Origin of the sequence: Nocardia sp. NBC_01327 (assembly GCF_035958815.1) — a bacterium.
Classification (GTDB): domain Bacteria; phylum Actinomycetota; class Actinomycetes; order Mycobacteriales; family Mycobacteriaceae; genus Nocardia.
Genome location: NZ_CP108383.1, coordinates 1,034,510 through 1,052,900 on the forward strand (window position 1 = coordinate 1,034,510; position 18,391 = coordinate 1,052,900).

The following is an 18,391-nucleotide window of genomic DNA, read 5'->3' on the forward strand; positions in this document are numbered from 1 at the left end:
GACGGGCGGATACGGCATAGGTCAGCCGCAGCGGGAATTGCGGAGGCGGTTCAGGACCGACAACACAGCAGGGCGGTGGCGACCGACGCCACGCCTTCACCACGGCCGGTGAGTCCCAGACCGTCGGTGGTGGTGCCGGAGACCGACACCGGTGCACCCAGAATCTCGCCCAGTACCTGCTGCGCCTCGGCGCGCCGCGGACCGATCTTGGGCCGATTGCCAATTACTTGTACAGCCGCATTGACAATTGTGAAGCCGGACTCATCCAGCAGCCGCCGCACTTCCTTCAGCATGGCCGCTCCGGACACGCCCTCCCATTCGGGGCGACCGGTGCCGAACACCGCGCCGACATCGCCGAGACCGGCGGCCGACAACAGTGCATCGCAGAGGGCGTGAGCTGCGACATCGCCATCGGAATGGCCCTCGCAACCACTGTCGCCGTCGAACAGCAGACCGGCCATCCAGCAGGCGCGGCCGGGTGCGACGGGGTGTACATCGCTGCCGATTCCGACGCGCATGGCGGTGGGGTCGATCATGTGTTCGCCACCGCCTCCCGGTCCTGGTCACGCTGCTGTACGGGCACGGAAATCCCGCCCTGTGCCACCAGTGTATTAGCGAGTACCAGGTCCAAGGGTGTGGTGATCTTGAAAGCCAGCGCATCACCGGGCACCGTGTGCACGGTGGCGCCTAAAAGTTCCACCAGGCCCGCGTCGTCGGTCGCCTGGATGGTGGTCGCATAGGCCGCGCGCAAAAGCCGCGCATCGAAGCCCTGCGGAGTTTGTATGGCGCGCAAGGTGGATCGATCCGGAGTTCCGGTGACCGCACCCGTGGCATCCACGGACTTGATGGTGTCGGTGACCGGCAGCGCGGGCACCACGGCCTGCGCGCCCGCATGCAGCTGCGCCACCACCCGCGCGATGAGCGCGGGCGGCGTGAGTGCGCGGGCGGCATCGTGAACGAGCACCAGGGTGGCGTCCGGGGCGGCGTCCAGACCTGCCCGGACCGAATCGGTGCGCTCGGCGCCGCCGGGCACCACATGAATCGGAATGTCGGTGGCCGGCAGGAGCGCACGGGTCTGGTCGACGAGCTCGGCGGGCACCATCACCACAACCTCGTCGACGGATCCGGAGGCGATCAGCCCCTGCAGCGCGAGTGTGAGCATGGGACTGCCGCCGACCGGAACGAATGCCTTCGGTGTGGATTCACCGAGACGCACGCCCATGCCAGCGGCAGGAACCAGCGCAACAACACGACTGTCGCCGTGCAATGCGTTCACGTTCAGGAGGCCGCGGCGAGAACCTCGTCGAGCAAAGTGTCGGCCCTCTCGGCGTCAGTACCCTCGGCGAGCGCGAGCTCACCGACGAGAATCTGCCGGGCCTTGGCCAGCATTCGCTTCTCACCAGCGGAGAGACCACGATCCTGCTCACGACGCCAGAGGTCACGAACGACCTCGGCCACCTTGTTCACATCGCCGGAGGCGAGCTTCTCGAGGTTGGCCTTGTAGCGGCGAGACCAGTTGGTGGGCTCTTCGGTGTGCGGTGCACGCAGCACCTGGAAAACCTTGTCGAGGCCTTCCTGGCCGACGACGTCGCGGACGCCGACATACTCTGCGTTCTCAGCGGGAACCCGAACGGTCAGGTCGCCTTGAGCGACCTTCAGGACCAGATACTCCTTTTGTACACCCTTGATGGTGCGAGTTTCGATAGCTTCGATCAACGCCGCTCCGTGGTGGGGGTAAACGACGGTGTCTCCGACCTTAAAAATCATCTGTCCCGTGCCCCTTTCGATGTTCACAGTTTAACATGCGACTCGGTAACGGCGCGATCAACGGCGCAGGTCAGGGCCACAACGAGCCAGCGGTGGGGGTTGACAACCGCGGAATCGTGTGCATCCTGTTGTGGCATAACGGGATACCGCTGCGCGGTATCGGAACGCATATGCCGCGCGGCTCTCCGCATACGCGACTTTCCGTATACGCCGCCCCCTCGAGAGGCGTGGGAAAGCACGCATTACTCTTCATGACTACTACTCTGCATAGTGGAGTGAGCCCGGTCGACATGGAGGACAACCCGTGACTGCCCAGAAAGCCACCACAGCGTCGAAGGCGCGCCGGCGTGCCTTGACAGTTGCTGCACTCGCTGCGGGCGCGGTGCTCGCGCTGACGGGTTGCAGTGCCGGTCAGCTCGCGCAGACCTCGCGCGAGGTCGCGGCGGTCAATGGCAACAGCGCCGATGTCGGCAAGATCGCGCTGCGTGACGTGCGATTCCTGCTGCCGCAGTCGGAGGAGTACAACAACGCCAAGGGCGGTAAGGCCGTACTCGCCTTCAGCGCCGCCAACCTCGCCCAGGCCACGCCGGACGAGCTGGTCAGCGTTACCACCGACTTCGGTACCGCGAAGATCAACGGCAAGGCCGATATCAAGGCCCAGTCCACCCTGGTCGCGGACTTCAGCAAGACCGCCACCACGACGCCCGCCGCGGCGCCGGCCGGTGACAAGCCCGCCGATCCGGATGCGCACCCGCTGCTCATCGAGGTCGACGGCCTGACCAAGGACATCACCCCGGGCCTCACCTACCCGGTCACCTTCATCTTCAAAGAGGGCGGCACCGTCGCGCTGAACGTCCCGGTCGACGCCGGCCCGGACAACCCGCGCCCCGAGCCCGTGTCGGCCGAGACCAAGTCCGGTCACTGAGCTCGACTCGAATTCGCTTCCACCGCACCCGCTTCGGATTTCCGAGGCGGGTGCGGTCGTTTACGCACGGATTGTCCGGTGTGCCGCGCACCGCGCTGCGGGGCCGGTAGCGCACGGCTCTGCCAGCCGGAATACGGGCCGGGCGTGTCGTCGGGGGATGGGCGGCGAATCGGCGGTGATCGCCCGGTGCGGTGCGAGTTGTCTGTCGGAGTCCGTCACTAGGCTGCCCGCGTGGCCAAGGTGAAATCGCTGTACCGCTGTGCTGATTGCGCGAACGAGGTCGCCAAATGGGTGGGTCGGTGCCCGGCGTGCGAGGCGTGGGGCACCCTCGAGGAGGTCGCCGCCTCCTCCGCCGCGGTGGCGGTCGGGCGCCGGGCCATGCTGCCGAGTACGGCGGCCGCGCCCATCTCGAGTATCGATTCCAAGACCACGCAGGCGCGGTCCACCGGGGTTTCCGAATTGGACCGGGTGCTGGGCGGCGGGATCGTGCCCGGTTCGGTGGTGCTGATCTCGGGCGAGCCCGGGGTCGGCAAGTCGACGCTGCTGCTCGAGGTCTCGCACCGGTGGGCGCGGGCGCGCGATGAGATCGCGCTGTACGTGACGGCCGAGGAATCGGCGGGTCAGGTGCGCCTGCGCGCGGACCGGACCGGCGCGGTGCACGAAAAGGTGTACCTCGCGGCCGAATCCGATCTCGCGACGATTCTCGGGCATGTCGAGCAGGTGCGGCCGTCGCTGCTGGTGGTCGACTCGGTACAGACCATGCTGGCCGGTGATGTCGACGGTGTGATCGGCGGCGTCACCCAGGTGCGCTCGGTGACGGCGGCGCTCACCTCGCTGGCCAAGTCCACGGGTATCGCGGTGCTGCTGGTCGGCCATGTGACCAAGGACGGCTCGGTCGCCGGCCCGCGCACGCTGGAGCATCTGGTGGACGTGGTGCTGCAGTTCGAGGGCGACAAGCACTCCACGCTGCGCATGGTGCGCGGCATCAAGAATCGTTTCGGCAGCACCGACGAGGTGGGCTGCTTCGAGATGCGCGAGGCCGGAATCGCCTGTGTGGACGACCCTTCCGGGCTGTTCCTGCACCATCGCGGTGAGGCGGTGTCCGGCACGGCCGTCACCGTGGCCATGGACGGTAAGCGGCCCATGCTCGGTGAGGTGCAGGGCCTCACCGTGGAGACCTCGGTGCCCGCGCCCCGCCGCGCGGTGAGCGGGCTCGACTACAACCGCGTCTCCATGGTGCTGGCGGTGCTGCAGAGCCGCTGCGGCGTCTATGTCGGCAAGCAGGATGTGTACGCCGCCACCGTCGGCGGTATGCGGCTCACCGAACCGGCCGCGGATCTGGCTGTCGCCCTTGCCATTGCGAGCGCCAGCCAGGATCGTGCGCTGCGCAGCGGCATGATCGTGCTCGGCGAGGTCGGTCTCGCCGGCGAGGTGCGCCAGGTGACGGGCCTGACGCGGCGGCTGGCGGAGGCCGAGCGGCTGGGTTTCACCGAGGCGCTGGTCCCGGCCGGGGTCGATCGGGTGGGCCGCACCATGAAGCTGCACGAGGTCGCCGATCTCAGTGCGGCCCTTGCCGTCTGCGGGCTGCGCGGCCCGCGCCGCGCCAAGGCGAAGGCCGATATCGAGGATTAGACGCGATTTGCGCGCGCGGCCGGTGTGGAACCCGCGCCGCGCGTGTTCGGCTGTCACACGGGCATCCAGGGGCCTGATCGGGCCGATCCGGACGGATGACCGGGACGGCGAAGGCCGGGCCCCTGGGGGACCCGGCCTTCATGCTGAAAAGCGCTGGAATCAGGCGATATTGAACGGTTCGGGCGCACTGCGCACCGAACCGAGCTGAGCGACAACGGTGTAGGGACCCGTGGGCACCGGTACGCGCTCACCCGCGCAGCCGGGCTGCGAGGTGGATCCGGACCAGGTGACGGTGAATGCCGCCTGCTGCCCCGGATTCAGGGTGCGCATATCGGGGGTGCCGTCCGGATAGCAGTCGGTGCTGGACCACAGGCGGCGCTGGCCGTCCAGTGATTGCACCGATACCAGCTGCAGCCCCGAACCCATATCGCGTTCGCAGGCGGCGCTGGAGATATTGGTGATGACGATGCCGAAGACCGGTTGTTCGGTGGTCTTGTAGGTCGGCTGCCCGACATTCACCTTCACGGCCAGGGACTGGTCGGGGCACTGTCCGGCGGCGGCTACGGGCGCAGCGCTGCCGCTGACAGGTGCGCTACCGCTGGTGGCGGGCTTGGGCGCACCCGAATCGGGCGCGCTGGAGGAGGCTCCGGCGGCCTTGTTCGTCGACCCGGCGGCGGAGGTGGTGGCTTTGGCGTCGGATTTGTGGTCGTCACCGCCGCCGCGTATCAGCGCGACGGCCACCCAGAGCACCAGCAGGAGGGCGACCGCTATCGCGCCGATCGCTATCGCGCGACGGCGCCAGTAGATTTCCGGCGGCAGTGGTCCATTCGGTTCCAGCACGCTGACAACGGTAAGGGCACCGTCGGGTGCATCCCGCTCAGGGTCTCGGCGTGTCGGAGGTGAAACGACCTACGTGCCAGGTACATTTCGCCGCTTCCGGGCACCGCTCGGCTCAATCCCCATCTGCCGGTTATTGTCTCGGCATCGGGGACCGAATCCTGCTATCTCCGGCAGATTCCCGAAGAATCCGAAGAATCAGACAACTTCGCCGATATTGCCGATCACCCGGTGCAGTTTGATCTGTCCCTCTGCGAGGTTGTAGGTGACGCAGGCGATGGCGCATTCGCCGGTGGCCACCCGCTGGGAAATGGTCATGGAACGCTGCATGAGCAGGCGGGCGGTCTCCTCGACATGCCGGGCCTCCAGCTCGTCGACCGATTCCAGGCCTTCGCGGCGGCCGATGAGGATCGAGGGCATGACCCGCTCGACAACGCTGCGAATGAAGCCGCCGGGCACATTGCCGTGGTCGAGGGCGTCGATGGTGGCGCGCACGGCGCCGCAGGAGTCGTGGCCGAGGACCACGATGAGCGGCACGTTCAGCACCTGCACGCCGTATTCGATGGAACCGAGCACCGAGGAGTCGATGACGTGTCCGGCGGTGCGGACCACGAACATATCGCCGAGGCCCTGGTCGAAGATGATCTCGGCGGCCACGCGGGAGTCGCCGCAGCCGAACAGTACTGCCCCGGGCTGCTGCCCGCCGACGAGCTTCGCCCGGTCGACGGCACCTTGGCTAGGATGCTGCAACGTGCCGTTGACGAAGCGGTCATTGCCTTCACGCAGGGATTTCCAGGCACTGATCGGATTGTTGTGGGGCATGTGTCTCATTTTCCATGGGGGAGCGGTTACTGGCGAGTCCGAGACGTTACGGTCCGGCAACTACCGGCCGGCCATCACACCGCCCGACGAGTGAGCCGGCGGCGAAGAATCGAAGGACGATGGATAGCGACATTCTGATCGACTGGTATCGGGAGACCGCACGTGACCTCCCGTGGCGGCGCTCGGGCGTGACCGCCTGGCAGATCCTGATGAGCGAGATCATGCTGCAGCAGACCCCGGTGGTGCGGGTCGAGCCCATCTGGCGGGAATGGGTGGCGCGCTGGCCGGTGCCCTCGGCCATGGCCGCCGCACCGCAGGGTGACGTGCTGCGCGCGTGGGGCAAGCTCGGCTATCCGCGCCGCGCGCTGCGGCTGCACGAATGCTCCCGGGTGCTCGCGGAGCAGCACGGTGACGAGGTGCCGGCCGATGTCGAGACACTGCTGAGCCTGCCCGGAATCGGGGATTACACCGCCCGCGCGGTGGCCTGCTTCGCCTACGGTCAGCGAGTTCCGGTGGTGGACACCAATGTTCGCCGCGTGGTGGCCCGCGCGGTGCACGGCCGTGCCGAGGCGGGCAATCCCGCCTCTCGCGATCTGGGGGAAACCGAGGCATTGCTCCCGGCGCACGTGGGCCGCGCGGCCGTTTTCTCCGCCGCGCTCATGGAACTCGGCGCGACCATCTGCACCGCCCGTACCCCCGAGTGCTCCCGCTGCCCGCTGCCTGCGTGCGCGTGGGTCGCCGCGGGCCGCCCGGCCTCCGAGGTGGTGCGCCGCACCCAGAAGTACGAGGGCACCGACCGTCAGGCCCGCGGCCGCCTGCTCGACGTACTGCGCGCCGCCACCGGCCCGGTCGAGCAGGTCCGTTTGGACCTGGCCTGGACCCGCGATCCGGGCCAGCGCGCCCGCGCCCTGGACTCACTGCTGGTCGACGGGCTGATCGAGCAGACCGCGGACGGCCTTTTCGCCCTCGCCGGCGAAGGCTGATCGCCGCGCACCTCCCGGGGCGCGAGGGGTATCACCCCGGGAGGGTGCGACGGCACGATCTACCGCCCCTCACGCGGCAGATCGCATCGAGAAAAGCGGTCAGGCGGGGACGAGTTCGCGGCGGCGGTTGCGGGTGCGGGAGCCGACGACGCGGCACACCAGGTAGATCGTGAACGAGATGGCGGTGACGAAGGTCGAGATCGGGACGCCGGGTGCGAGGGACAGCAGAATGCCGCCCACCGCGGAGGTTTCGGCGAAGACGATCGCGAGCACGGTGGCGCGGACCGGGCTGGCGGTGAGTTGCGCCGCCGCGGCGGCCGGGGTGATGAGCAGAGACAGCACCAGCAGGGCGCCCACGATCTGCACGCCGAACGCGGCGGTGATGCCCAGCAGCACCGCGAACACGATGGACAGCGCCCGCACCGGAACTCCGCGCGCCACAGCCACTTCCGGGTCGGAGCTGGCGAACAGCAGCGGGCGGTAGACGGCGGCCAGCACCAGCAGAACTCCGACGGTGCAGATGGACAGCAGTGTGAGGCCGTTGTCGCCGACGCTCACCACCTGCCCGGTGAGCAGCGAGAATTTGGAGCCCGCCCGCTCCGGGCCGAGCCACAGGAACAGCACGGACAGGCCGAGGCCGAACGAGAGCACCACGGCGATGACCGAATCACGTTCGCGGGCACGGGAACCCAGGATGCCGAACAGAACGGCCGCGACCACCGATCCGGCGATCGCGCCGACCCCGACGCCGACCCCGGCGAGCAGCGCCGCCGCCGCACCGGTGAGCGACAGTTCGCTGGTGCCGTGCACGGCGAAGGACATCTGGCGGCTGATGATGAGCGGACCGATGGCTCCGGCGAGCAGGCCGAGCAGGGCCGCCGCCAGGACGGCCTGCTGGACGAAGTCGTAGGACATCAGGTGCGCGGTGGTGGAGAAGTCGAACATTCCGGAGAAGACGCCGGAGAGTTTGTCGATCATGCGCGCACCTCGTCGTTCTCGGCGTGGCAGTGCTGTGCTCCGGCCTCGCCGAGCGCGTCCATGGTGTCGCCGGTGCCGACGACCACCAGTCGCCCGCGCACCCGCAGCACGTCGACCTCGGTGCGGTACAGCTCGGAGAGCACCTCGGAGGTCATCACCTCATCCGGCGTCCCGATCCGGAATTTGCCGTCGACCAGGTACAGCACCCGATCCACCAGCGGCAGAATCGGATTGATCTCGTGCGTCACGAACAGCACCGCGGTGTCGTGCGTGCGTCGCCGCTTGTCGATGAGCTGCGATACCAGTCGCTGATTGGCGAGGTCCAGTGACAGCAGCGGTTCATCACACAGCAGTACCCGCGGATCCCCGGCCAGCGCCTGCGCGACCCGGAGCCGCTGCTGCTCCCCGCCGGAGAGCGCATCCAGCGGCGCGAAGGCGTACTTCTCCGCCCCCACATCCGAAATAGCCTGCGCCACCTTACGTTTCCGCTCCGCGCGGCCCCGCCACCCGAGCCCCCACCGATGCCCGTCCACCCCGAGCCCCACCAGGTCGACCCCGCGCAGCTGTGTCCCGGCATCCAGCGTCTTCTGCTGCGGCACATACCCGATATCCGGATTCCCCACCCGCGCAGGACTTCCCGCGATCTCCGCCGACCCCTTGGACAGCCCGACCTGCCCCAGCAGCATCTTCAACAGCGAAGTCTTCCCGGACCCATTGGGCCCGAGCACCGCAATGAATTCCCCCGCCCCTACTTCGAGATCCAGCCCCTCCCACAGCGTCCGATCCCCATACGACAACCGCGCATCGGTCAGCCGCACAGCGGGAACCGCGCTTCGCGCCCGTGCGCCCGAACTCGTGTCCAGCGCTTGCTCGACCGAATCGTTCGCGTTGCCCACCGAGATGCTTGCGCCGTTCGAAGCGGCGCCAGTGCTGTCGAGCAAGGTATTCACGCCGGCCGTGGATAGGTCGCTCCGAGTTGCTCCGGCGACTGCGCCATTCGGCGGAGCGTCCAGGGCGGAGCGCTCCTGTTCTGTTGCAGGGATACAGGTTTCGGTGGGGTTGTTCATGACGATGCTCCCGGGGGTGGTCGTGGTCCGGGGGGAGGGGGCTGACGTGCCGGTGACCCCGGGCGCGTGGTGTGCGCCCGGGGTGCAGGGGCCGGTCTGTTCGGCCGGCTCGGTCAGTGCCACTCCCGCAGTTGTGGCGGTGGTGGGGGGCATAGGTCGTCGGACCTAGGCGAGTGCGGTCGCGAGGGATTGGGCGTTGCGGGTCATCCACTGGACGTAATCCAGGCCCTGGGGCAGGGTTTCGGTGACCTCGACGACCGGGAGGCCGGCCTTCTGCGCGGTGGCGCGCATATCCTTGGTGGTCTTGTCCTCGGTCTGGATGTTGTAGACGAGGGCGCGAACCTGCTTGGAGCTCAACATGTCTCGCACGGTGGCGACATCGGCGGGGGAGGGGTCGGTGCCCTGTTCGATGGCCTCCTGGAAGGAGTGCGGGGTGCGATCGTCGGCCTTGGCGTCGAGCAGCATGTAGTAGGCGAGCGGCTCGGTCTGCACCACCGGCTGTCCGGGGTGGTCCGCGGCGATCTCGGCGGTGATGGCCTCGATACCGCTCAGCTTCGCGGTGAAGGCGGCGGCGCGATCGGTGTAATCCTGCTTGTGCGCGGGATCGAGGTCGCCCAGCGCGGCGGCGATGTGCTCCGCGATGTGACCGGCGGCGTGCACATCGTAGAAGACGTGCTCATTGGTCCCCGAATGATCATGTGCGGCACCGGCTTCGGCCGGCGCGGCCGATGTACTGCCGTGTGCGCCCTCGCCAGCGACATCCACCGCGTTCACGGTGTGCTTGTTCTTACCGGCGATGGCCTTGTCGATGAAACTGTCGTAGCCGCCGCCGTTGTAGACGATCAGATCCGCATCGCTGAGCTGTGCGCCCTGCACGGCGGTGACCTCGTACGAGTGCGGGTCGGCGGCCGGATCGTTGATCAGGGATTCGACCTTCACATCCGGGCCGGCGACGGTCTTGGCGATATCGCCCCACACATTGGTGGAGGCCACGACGGAGAGCTGTCCGGAATCGTTCTTCGAAGATCCGCAGGCGGTCAGGGTGGCCACTGTGGCGAGCCCCGCGGCGATCACGGCGAATCCTTTTGCAAAGCTTCTGGTCACGCGGGCACTCCTGAAACGCTTATCCGAAACGAAAACGATTGCCATTAAAATGTAGCGCACCTGTCCAGCCCCATCCGCATTACGAGCAGCAAATGTGGTGCTGAACACGTGGCTGTGCGACGCAAAAACCTCTGAACAGCAAAGACCCCCGCGAACAGAGGTTCGCGGGGGTCGATTCCTGTCGTCCGGGTCGCGGACTAGGTCAGTGCGGCTACCGGCTGCGAGAGGAGTTGGGCGCAGCGCAGCAGGCCGAGGTGGCTGTAGGCCTGGGGGTGGTTGCCGAGCGAGCGTTCGGCGACCGGGTCGTACTCCTCGGAGAGCAGGCCGGTCGGGCCCGCCACATCGACGAGTTGGGCGAAGAGCGCCTCGGCGTCCTCGCGCTTTCCGATGAGCAGGTAGGCCTCGACGAGCCAGGCGGCACAGAGGTGGAAGCCGCCCTCCCCGCCGGGCAGGCCGTCGTCGTGGTGGTAGCGGTACACCGTGGAGCCGCTGCGCAGTTCCGCCTCGGTCGCCACGACGGTGGCGGCGAAGCGCGGGTCGGAGGGGTCGATCAGACCGCTCAGCCCGATGTGCAGGGTGGCCGCGTCGAGGTCGGTGCCCTCGTAGGCGGCGGTGTAGGACTGGACCTCGTCGTTCCAGCCCTCGGCCTTCACCTCATCGGCGATGGTGTCGCGCAGCTTCTCCCACTCGGGGTCGGCGGTCCGGCCGAACTGGCGGGCGAGGGTGATCGCCCGGTCGGCGGTGAGCCAGCCCATGACCTTCGAGTACACGTGGTGCCGCGGGTTGCCGCGGATCTCCCAGATGCCGTGGTCGGGTTCGCGCCAGCGCCGCTGCACGGCCGAGACCATGGCGTGCACCAGATCCCAATCCGCGTCCGGCAGCGCCTTTTTCGGGTCGTTGATGCCCTTGCGCTCGCGCGCGTGGGCGAGCTGCGAGATGAGGTCCACGATGGGCCCGAACACATCGAGCTGGACCTGCATATTCGCCGCGTTGCCGACCCGCACCGGCCGCGATCCGGCATAGCCGGGCAGCTGGTCGATGACGGCCTCGGGCGGCAGCGTCTCGCCGTAGAGCGTGTACAGCGGGTGCAGCCGCTCGGGTCCGGGCAGCGTTTCCAGCACCCGGTGCACCCAGTCGAGCAGCTCCTCGGCCTCACCGACCGAGCCCAGCGATACCAGCGCGGCGGCGGTGAGCGAGGCGTCGCGCAGCCAGCAGTAGCGGTAGTCCCAGTTGCGCACGCCGCCGATGTCTTCCGGCAGCGAGGTGGTGGCGGCGGCCAGGATGGAACCCGACGGCTGGTGCACCAGCCCGCGCAGGGTGAGCGCGGACCGCTTCATGAGATCGGGCTTGAGCGGCGGAAGCTCCAGTGTGGCAGCCCAATCCGACCAATACCGCTCGGCTTCCCTGCGGCGATCGATCTCGGAGGTCATGCACGGTGCGAGATCGGAGGTGCCGCAGCGCATTTCCAGTACGACCGGTCCCTGGCGCGGGTCCACGGTGGCGCGGGCGGTGTGGTGATTGCCCTCGTCGATGATCTCCCAGTCCACGCCCGGGGAGCGCAGTACGAGTGGATCATTGGTGCCCTGCACCCGCAGTCCGGCGGGATCGCGCACGATGCGCACCGGCACCTGCCCGAATTCCGGTCGCGGTGCGAAGGTGATGACGGCCTTGGTATCGCCGGTGATGACGCGGGTGAGGTCGGTGCGCTCGGGCACCACGTCATGCGGCAGATAATCGACGACCTGCAAACTGGCCCACCGGGTTTCGACGGTCATGGTGCCGTCTTTGTAGCGCTGGGACAGGGGCAGTCCGGCGCGCTCCGGATGGATGGCGAAGTGGCCCGCGCCCGCCCCGCCGAGCAGGTGCGCGAACACCGCCGCCGAATCCGGTTCCGGGTGGCACAGCCAGGTGATGGTGCCGTCGGGGGTGACCAGGGCCTTGGATCGCGGGCTGGCCAGCATGGTCAGCCGCTCGATGCGGGGCGCCGAGGCGCCCGCCAGCCAGGTGCGGCGTTCCTCCAGGATGAAGGCCAGCGCCTTGGACACGTCCTCGGTGCTGTCCACCCGGAATTTGGCGAGGCTCTCGCCGGGGCCGACCTTGATGCCGACATCGGGCCCGGACAGGCGGGTGAACGCCTTCTCATCGGTGACGTCGTCGCCGATGAAGACCGCGGCGGAGGCGCCCTGCTGATGCCGGACGATATCCAGCGCGGCGCCCTTATCGGTTTCGACGACCGCGAGCTCGATGACTTCCTTGCCCTCGGTGGTCTGCACGCCGACCCAGCTGGCCGGACCCTGACGCACCTGAACCACTGCGCGACGGCCGATTTCGGGGCTGGCATTGCGGACGTGCAGGGCAACGCTGGCCGGTTTGATCTCGACGGTCGCGCCGGGATTGTCCTGCGCGATCTGGGTCAGCGTCGACTGCACTTCCTGCAGTAGCTGTTTGGCGTCATTGTCGATGGCATGCACGAAGCCGACGTCGAATTCGGAACCGTGGCTGCCGATCAGCTGCACCTCGACGGGTAAACGGGACAGTGCCGCGAGATCACGCAGGGCACGCCCGGAGATCACTGCGGCGGTGGTACCGGTGAGTCCGGCGAGTGCGCGCAGCGCATTCACCGACTCCCTATGGGGATAGGCCTTCGCGGGGTCGTCGACGATGGGCGCGATCGTCCCGTCGTAGTCCGAAGCGACCAGCAGCCGTGGCACTCGGGCGACAGCCGCCAACGCACGGCGAAGTTCCAGTGGCAAATCCTGTGCGCTCACGCATCCAACCTAGTGATCGGAGGAGATTTTTCAGGGCGTGCGTGACTCTACTGGGTGTTCATTGCCTGCTCGTTCTGACGGTGATACATAGCGTTTACAAGACACTTGCCTGCGGTTCACATAATGTCCGATTTCCGCTCGCGCAGTGGACGTTTCGGGGGCTTGACCAGTGACGTTCCGGAATCACGAAAAAGGGCCGCCCAGTCCTTTCGGACGGGCGGCCCCGGTGTCATTCGTGCGAATGCCTAGATTGCGTTCGCCTCGGCGCTCAGGACTTCTCGCCACCGATGAGCAGATCGACGGTGAGCTCCAGGCGCTCGGTCACATCGGTCGCGGAGGCGCGGCGGGTGAGCCAGGCCACCAGGTTGGACAGCCACACATCGCTGATGACGCGGGCGATGGCGAGCTGGCGCTCATCGGGCACCTCGTCGGAGAGCGCGCGGGCGAAGAAGCGGTCCATCACCTTGCCGACACGATCGACCTCGGCGGCCGCGGAGGCGTCGGCGAACATGAACGCTCGCGTCATGGCCTCGGTGAGCAGCGGGTCGCGCTGCATGGCCCGGGTGATCTGGGTCAGCATCAGGTGCATGCGCTCGCGGGGATCATTGCCGGGCAATGGTTTGCGACGGCCTTCGAGCTGCTCGAATTCGCGGGCCAGGGCCGAGACCAGCAGGTGCACCTTGGACGGGAAGTACCGGTACAGGGTGCCGACGGCGACGTCGGCGCGCTCGGCGACCGCACGCATCTGCACCGCGTCGTAGCCGCCCTTGGAGGCGAGCGCGAGGGTGGCGTCGAGGATGCGTTTGCGCCGGTCGCGCTGCGCTGCCGAACTCAGGTCCTCCTCGCTGAGGGTGGTGACGGGCGCGGTGGTGCGCGCGCCGGCAACCCCATCGTCGGACTGCGATCGGGAGGGACTGGCCATCGGTTGAAAGTCCTTTCCTGCACGAATCGTTCGGTTCATCTCACCGGCGTCGACCGGCTACGAGTTCGTACCGCGTTCGGGCGGCGCTTGACTTACGCCCGGCTCGAACATTAGAACATGTTCTAGGAGTGGAAGTCACCCCAGAAAGGCGGTATGGAGTGTGACCATAGCCACCACTGACGAGCATAAAGCCGTCCAGGAGTCGATGCGCGGATGGGCAGCGGCAGTACGCCCAATTGCAACAATGCGTACCGGAGGGCCGGATTTCTGGCGCGAATACTGGTCGCGCCTCGCTGATCTCGGAATATTCCGGGTCGCGGTCCCGGAAGAAGCCGGTGGAGCGGGCTGTTCCGTGGGAGATCTGGCCGTCCTGGTGGAGCAGGCGGCGCATGATCTCGTAGGCGGACCCGTGCTCTCGACGGCGCTCGCCGGCCTCGTTGCCGGTGAGATGCTCGACGAGAATACGCCGTGCGGCATTGCGCTCGAGGGCGAAATCGAGATCTCGATCGGCGAATCCGGGGCAATTCTGACCGGTGAGTGGGACTCGGTGCTCGGCGCCGCGCCCGGCGCCGCTGTTCTGGTACCGGTTCGCTCCGGAGAGCGCCTGCTGTGGTGTCTCGTCGACGCCGATGCGGCGGGCCTGCGGGTGGAGCCGCTGGACGCCATCGACAAGACGCTGCCGCTGGCCCGGGTGTCGTGCTCGGAGGTTGCTGTCGCGGCGGATCACGTCTTCGAACCGGCGCTGCCGGTGCTCGATATCGCGGCGACGCTGATTGCCGCCGAAGCCGCGGGCATTGCCGGCTGGTGTTTGGAGACCGCCACCGAATACGCCAAGGTGCGTGAACAATTCGGGCGCAAGATCGGCGAATTCCAAGCCGTGAAACATATTTGCGCGTGGATGCTGTGCCGGGCCGAACAAATTCGCGCCGTGGCCGCCGATGCGGCCGCCGCCGTGGATGCCGAGACCGCCGAACTTCCGCTCTCCGCCGCAGTGGCGCTGGCGATTTCGCTGGATGCCGCGGTGGAGAACGCCAAGGATTGCATTCAGGTGCTCGGTGGAATCGGTTTCACCTGGGAACACGATGCGCATCTGTACCTGCGCCGCGCCACCGCGCTGCGGCAGCTGCTGGGCGGTTCGGCGCGCTGGCGCGCCCGGGTCACCGAGCTGACGCACGCGGGTGTGCGCCGCACGGTGGGCCTGGATCTGGCAGCGGCGTCCGGCGGCGAGGGCGGCGAACCCAATTGGGACGCTGTCGGTTTGGACGCCGCCGAGGCCGCCGTACTGGCCGCCGATCTCACCGCGATCGCGGCGCTTCCGGAGGTGGAGCAGCGTAATGCGCTGGCCGAGTCCGGATTGCTGGCCTCGCACTGGCCCGCGCCGTACGGGCGGGGCGCCGGTCCGATCCAGCGCACCTTCCTCGATGACCAGGTCCGCAAGGCGGGCATTACGCTGCCCGAGCTCGCGATTGCCAACTGGGCGATTCCGACTCTGCTGCAGTGGGGTTCGCCCGAGCAGATCGAGCGCTACGCGCTGCCGACGCTGACCGGTGAGGTGCTCTGGTGCCAGCTGTTCTCGGAGCCGGAGGCCGGTTCCGATCTGGCGTCGCTGCGCACGGTGGCCGAGCGGGTCGAGGGCGGCTGGAAGCTGCGCGGTCAGAAGGTCTGGACCTCGCTGGCGGACAAGGCCACCTGGGGTATCTGCCTGGCGCGGACCGATCCGGCCGCGCCGAAGCACAAGGGCATCAGCTACTTCCTGGTCGATATGAAGAGCGCCGGTATCGATATCCGGCCGCTGGTGGAGATCACCGGTGAGGCGCGCTTCAACGAGGTCTTCCTGGACGATGTCTTCGTCCCGGACGACTGCCTGGTGGGTGCGCTGGAGAACGGGTGGAAGATCGCCCGCTCCACACTCTCGGCGGAGCGGGTCGCCATGGGCGGCAAGGGCATCGGGGACGAGCTGGAGGCCTTGATCGCCGCCGCGCCGACCTCGGGCCCGGGCGCCGAATTGGTGGCGGACCGACTCGGAGGACTTGTCTCCGAATCCATCGCTGGGACGTTGCTGGATGCCCGTGCCGCACAGAAACTGCTGTCCGGTGGAGACCCCGGTCCGCAAAGTAGCGTTCGCAAACTGGTCGGTGTCAGACACCGGCAAGCGGTCGCCGAATTTGCCGTGGAAGTGGCAGGCGCGGCGGGCGCGGTGGAAACCGATGTGGTGAAAGAATTCCTGCTCACACGCTGTTTATCCATTGCAGGCGGTACTGAGCAGATTCTGTTGACCGTCGCCGGTGAACGAATTCTCGGACTACCGCGCGAGTCGCACGGCTAGCCCACACCTCTACCGGGAGTATTGAATTGGACTTCACACGGGACGAGAGCCAGGATGCTGTCGCCGAGGTTGTTGTAAGTTTGCTAGAGCGCGAAAGCGCCCGTGATATCGCACTGTGGCCGATCTTCGCCGGCAGTGGACTGCTTGCTGTACCCCTACCGGAACGCTTCGGCGGTGACGATATGGGTCTGCTCGAGGTTTCGGCCATGCTGACCGAACTCGCCACCGATGCGGTGCAGCTGCCGGCGCTGAGCACGCTCGCCTTCGGCGTACTGCCGCTGCTGGCGATCGGTGTTCCGGAAGCCGTGGCGGAGAAGGTATTTCCCGCCGTGGCCAATGGCGCCGTGCTCACCGCGGCACTGCACGAGACCGGTTCGCCGTTCGTGGTGAAGCCGGAGACCGTGGCCGTCGCAGACGGCGCCACGGTGCGGATCACCGGCCAGAAGGTGGCGGTGCCGTATGCCGACACCGCGCGCTGGATTCTGGTGCCCACCAATGCCGGTATCGCGCTGGTCGACAGTGATGCCCCGGGCATCACCCGTGCCGCGAGCCCGAGTTCCGATGGCGTGCCGGAGTTTTCGCTCCGGCTCGACGAGGTGCAGATCCCGGCCGAGCAGCTGCTGCCCGGCGGTATCGCCGAACTGCACCGGTACGCACTGGCCGGTATCGGCGCGGTCGCCGATGGTCTGCTGAAGGGTGTCATCACCCTGACCGCGGAGCATCTGCGCACGCGTCAGCAGTTCGGCCGGGCGCTGGCCGAATTCCAGGCCGTCGCCCAGCAGATCGCCGATGTCTACGTGGTCTCGCGCACCCTGCACGCGGCCGCCGCCTCCGCCAATTGGGCGCTGGCGCAGGAGACCGACAGCGCTGAGCACCGCGAGCGCACCGACGACGATCTGGACGTGCTGGCCTATACGGTGGCCTCGGAACTACCCGCGGCCATGCAGACGTGTCATCACCTGCACGGCGGCCTGGGTGTCGATATCACCCATCCGCTGCACCGCTACTACTCACAGGCCAAGGACATCGCCCGCTGGCTGGGCGGCGAATCGTTCCGGCTGGACCGTTTGGGAGCCAGATGTTCATCGAACTGACCGCCGAGCAGCGGCAACTGCGGGACGAATTGCGTTCGTACTTCTCCACTCTCGTCACTCCCGCGGAGGAGGCCGAGATGCTGGTGAACCGGCACGGCGACGCCTACCGCACAGTGGTGAAGCGGATGGGCGCCGACGGCAAGCTGGGCGTCGGCTGGCCGAAGGAGTACGGCGGGCAGGGTTTCGGGCCGCTGGAACAGCAGATCTTCTACAACGAGGCGGTGCGCGCCGATGTGCCCGTCCCGCTGGTGACGCTGCTGACCGTCGGACCGGCGCTGCAGTCGTTCGGCTCCGAGGAGCAGAAGCAGAAGTTCCTGCCCGGAATCCTCACCGGCGACGTGCATTTCGCCATCGGCTACTCCGAGCCGGATGCGGGCACCGATCTGGCGGCACTGCGCACCAGTGCGGTGAAGGATGCCAATGGCGACTGGATCGTCAACGGGCAGAAGATCTTCACCACCGGCGCGCACGAGGCCGACTTCATCTGGCTGGCCGTCCGCACCGGGACGGTGGAGTCGCGGCACCGCGGCATCACCATCCTGATCGTGGACACCACCGATCCGGGTTACTCCTGGACGCCGATCATCACCGCCGACGGCGCGCACCACACCAATGCCACCTACTTCGACAATGTGCGCGTACCCGCGAACATGATCGTCGGCGTGGAAAACGGTGGCTGGAAGCTCATTACGACCCAGCTCAACCACGAGCGGGTCGGCCTGGGTCCGTCCGGCAAGATCGAACAGCTCTACGAGCGGACGCGCGAATGGGCGCAGAAGCAGGGTGCGCTGGGCGAATCCGAGGTGCGGCGTTCGCTGGGCCGCCTGCATGCCATGGTGCGGCTCAACGAGCTGCTGAACTGGCAGGTGGCCTCCAATATGGAGCGCCCGGACGCCGATCCGGCCGATGTGATCGCCGATGCCTCGGCCACCAAGGTGTACTCCACCGAGGCGCTGCAGGAGGCCGGCCGCCTGGCCGAGGAGATCGTGGGCCGCTACGGCGATCCCGCGGATCCGGCCACCGCCGAACTGCTGGTCTGGCTGGACCGGCGCACCAAGCAGAACCTGGTGGTCACCTTCGGCGGCGGCGTCAACGAGGTCATGCGCGAGCTCATCGCCCAAATGGGTCTGCGGCTACCCCGCGTCCCGCGCTAGAAGAAGGAATTC

16 protein-coding genes are annotated in these 18,391 nt (G+C 67.5%); 6 read left to right on the top strand and 10 right to left on the bottom strand.

Annotated elements, in window-relative coordinates; genetic code table 11:
- Positions 1-50: 50 nt before the first annotated feature.
- From ispF to OG326_RS04575, 3 genes are read right to left on the bottom strand one after another with little or no spacing between them, the layout of a single operon-like run.
- Positions 51-518, bottom strand: coding sequence for a 2-C-methyl-D-erythritol 2,4-cyclodiphosphate synthase (gene ispF, locus OG326_RS04565; protein ID WP_297607896.1), 468 nt, complete (start codon positions 516-518; stop codon positions 51-53).
- A gap of 14 nt (positions 519-532) precedes the next feature.
- Complete coding sequence (gene ispD / locus OG326_RS04570) at positions 533-1,267, bottom strand: 2-C-methyl-D-erythritol 4-phosphate cytidylyltransferase (protein ID WP_327146370.1); 735 nt, start codon at positions 1,265-1,267, stop codon at positions 533-535.
- An 11-nt stretch (positions 1,268-1,278) separates the two neighbouring features.
- The gene (locus OG326_RS04575) at positions 1,279-1,767 is read right to left on the bottom strand and encodes a CarD family transcriptional regulator (protein WP_297607767.1); all 489 of its coding nucleotides are present in this window, start codon (positions 1,765-1,767) and stop codon (positions 1,279-1,281) included.
- Between the two features lie 304 nt (positions 1,768-2,071).
- On the opposite strand from OG326_RS04575, the gene OG326_RS04580 reads away from it, so the two are divergent.
- Positions 2,072-2,692, top strand: a complete 621-nt coding sequence (locus tag OG326_RS04580; protein WP_327143371.1) for a hypothetical protein — start codon at positions 2,072-2,074, stop codon at positions 2,690-2,692.
- Between the two features lie 231 nt (positions 2,693-2,923).
- Positions 2,924-4,324 (top strand): DNA repair protein RadA, encoded by a 1,401-nt coding sequence (radA, locus tag OG326_RS04585; RefSeq protein ID WP_327143372.1) that lies wholly within the window; start codon positions 2,924-2,926, stop codon positions 4,322-4,324.
- A gap of 159 nt (positions 4,325-4,483) precedes the next feature.
- Here radA and OG326_RS04590 read toward each other — a convergent pair whose 3' ends face one another.
- Positions 4,484-5,164: a hypothetical protein gene (locus OG326_RS04590; RefSeq protein ID WP_327143373.1), complete on the bottom strand. Its 681-nt coding sequence runs from the start codon at positions 5,162-5,164 to the stop codon at positions 4,484-4,486.
- 195 nt (positions 5,165-5,359) lie between these two features.
- Positions 5,360-5,983, bottom strand: coding sequence for a carbonic anhydrase (locus tag OG326_RS04595; RefSeq protein ID WP_327143374.1), 624 nt, complete (start codon positions 5,981-5,983; stop codon positions 5,360-5,362).
- Positions 5,984-6,102: 119 nt separating this feature from the next.
- Here OG326_RS04595 and OG326_RS04600 point away from each other — a divergent pair, with 119 nt between their 5' ends.
- Positions 6,103-6,966, top strand: coding sequence for an A/G-specific adenine glycosylase (locus tag OG326_RS04600; protein ID WP_327143375.1), 864 nt, complete (start codon positions 6,103-6,105; stop codon positions 6,964-6,966).
- A 99-nt stretch (positions 6,967-7,065) separates the two neighbouring features.
- On the opposite strand, the gene OG326_RS04605 is transcribed toward OG326_RS04600, so the two are convergent.
- From OG326_RS04605 to kstR, 5 genes are all read right to left on the bottom strand, one after another.
- Positions 7,066-7,944, bottom strand: a complete 879-nt coding sequence (locus tag OG326_RS04605) for a metal ABC transporter permease (protein ID WP_327143376.1) — start codon at positions 7,942-7,944, stop codon at positions 7,066-7,068.
- A complete protein-coding gene (locus tag OG326_RS04610; protein WP_327146371.1) occupies positions 7,941-8,807 on the bottom strand; it encodes a metal ABC transporter ATP-binding protein in 867 nt (288 codons plus the stop codon). The genes OG326_RS04605 and OG326_RS04610 overlap by 4 nt, the downstream gene beginning before the upstream one ends.
- A gap of 369 nt (positions 8,808-9,176) precedes the next feature.
- Positions 9,177-10,160, bottom strand: a complete 984-nt coding sequence (locus tag OG326_RS04615; protein WP_442790914.1) for a metal ABC transporter solute-binding protein, Zn/Mn family — start codon at positions 10,158-10,160, stop codon at positions 9,177-9,179.
- A 152-nt stretch (positions 10,161-10,312) separates the two neighbouring features.
- Positions 10,313-12,883 carry a trehalose-phosphatase gene (otsB, locus tag OG326_RS04620; RefSeq protein ID WP_327143378.1) on the bottom strand — a complete coding sequence of 857 codons (2,571 nt, stop codon included), beginning with the start codon at positions 12,881-12,883 and terminating at the stop codon, positions 10,313-10,315.
- 268 nt (positions 12,884-13,151) lie between these two features.
- Positions 13,152-13,805 (bottom strand): cholesterol catabolism transcriptional regulator KstR, encoded by a 654-nt coding sequence (gene kstR, locus OG326_RS04625; protein ID WP_297607791.1) that lies wholly within the window; start codon positions 13,803-13,805, stop codon positions 13,152-13,154.
- A 160-nt stretch (positions 13,806-13,965) separates the two neighbouring features.
- Between kstR and OG326_RS04630 the strand changes: the two genes are divergently transcribed.
- Genes OG326_RS04630 through OG326_RS04640 form a run of 3 tightly spaced genes read left to right on the top strand, consistent with a single transcriptional unit; the run spans position 13,966 to position 18,379 of the window.
- A complete protein-coding gene (locus tag OG326_RS04630; RefSeq protein WP_327143379.1) occupies positions 13,966-16,131 on the top strand; it encodes an acyl-CoA dehydrogenase in 2,166 nt (721 codons plus the stop codon).
- A gap of 26 nt (positions 16,132-16,157) precedes the next feature.
- Entirely contained in the window at positions 16,158-17,225 is a 1,068-nt protein-coding gene (locus tag OG326_RS04635) for an acyl-CoA dehydrogenase family protein (protein WP_327143380.1), read from the top strand.
- Positions 17,210-18,379 (top strand): acyl-CoA dehydrogenase family protein, encoded by a 1,170-nt coding sequence (locus OG326_RS04640; protein ID WP_327143381.1) that lies wholly within the window; start codon positions 17,210-17,212, stop codon positions 18,377-18,379. Before OG326_RS04635 ends, OG326_RS04640 begins: the two co-directional genes overlap by 16 nt.
- Positions 18,380-18,391 lie beyond the last annotated feature (12 nt).

What these genes read in the sequence shown, in the direction of transcription:
- OG326_RS04640 (WP_327143381.1), top strand. Translation starts at nt 17,210, where the DNA reads ATGTTCATCGAACTGACCGCCGAGCAGCGGCAACTGCGGGACGAATTG.
- OG326_RS04595 (WP_327143374.1), bottom strand. Translation starts at nt 5,983, where the DNA reads ATGCCCCACAACAATCCGATCAGTGCCTGGAAATCCCTGCGTGAAGGC.
- OG326_RS04575 (WP_297607767.1), bottom strand. Translation starts at nt 1,767, where the DNA reads ATGATTTTTAAGGTCGGAGACACCGTCGTTTACCCCCACCACGGAGCG.
- OG326_RS04615 (WP_442790914.1), bottom strand. Translation starts at nt 10,160, where the DNA reads ATGGCAATCGTTTTCGTTTCGGATAAGCGTTTCAGGAGTGCCCGCGTG.
- OG326_RS04605 (WP_327143376.1), bottom strand. Translation starts at nt 7,944, where the DNA reads ATGATCGACAAACTCTCCGGCGTCTTCTCCGGAATGTTCGACTTCTCC.
- kstR (WP_297607791.1), bottom strand. Translation starts at nt 13,805, where the DNA reads ATGGCCAGTCCCTCCCGATCGCAGTCCGACGATGGGGTTGCCGGCGCG.
- OG326_RS04600 (WP_327143375.1), top strand. Translation starts at nt 6,103, where the DNA reads ATGGATAGCGACATTCTGATCGACTGGTATCGGGAGACCGCACGTGAC.
- ispF (WP_297607896.1), bottom strand. Translation starts at nt 518, where the DNA reads ATGCGCGTCGGAATCGGCAGCGATGTACACCCCGTCGCACCCGGCCGC.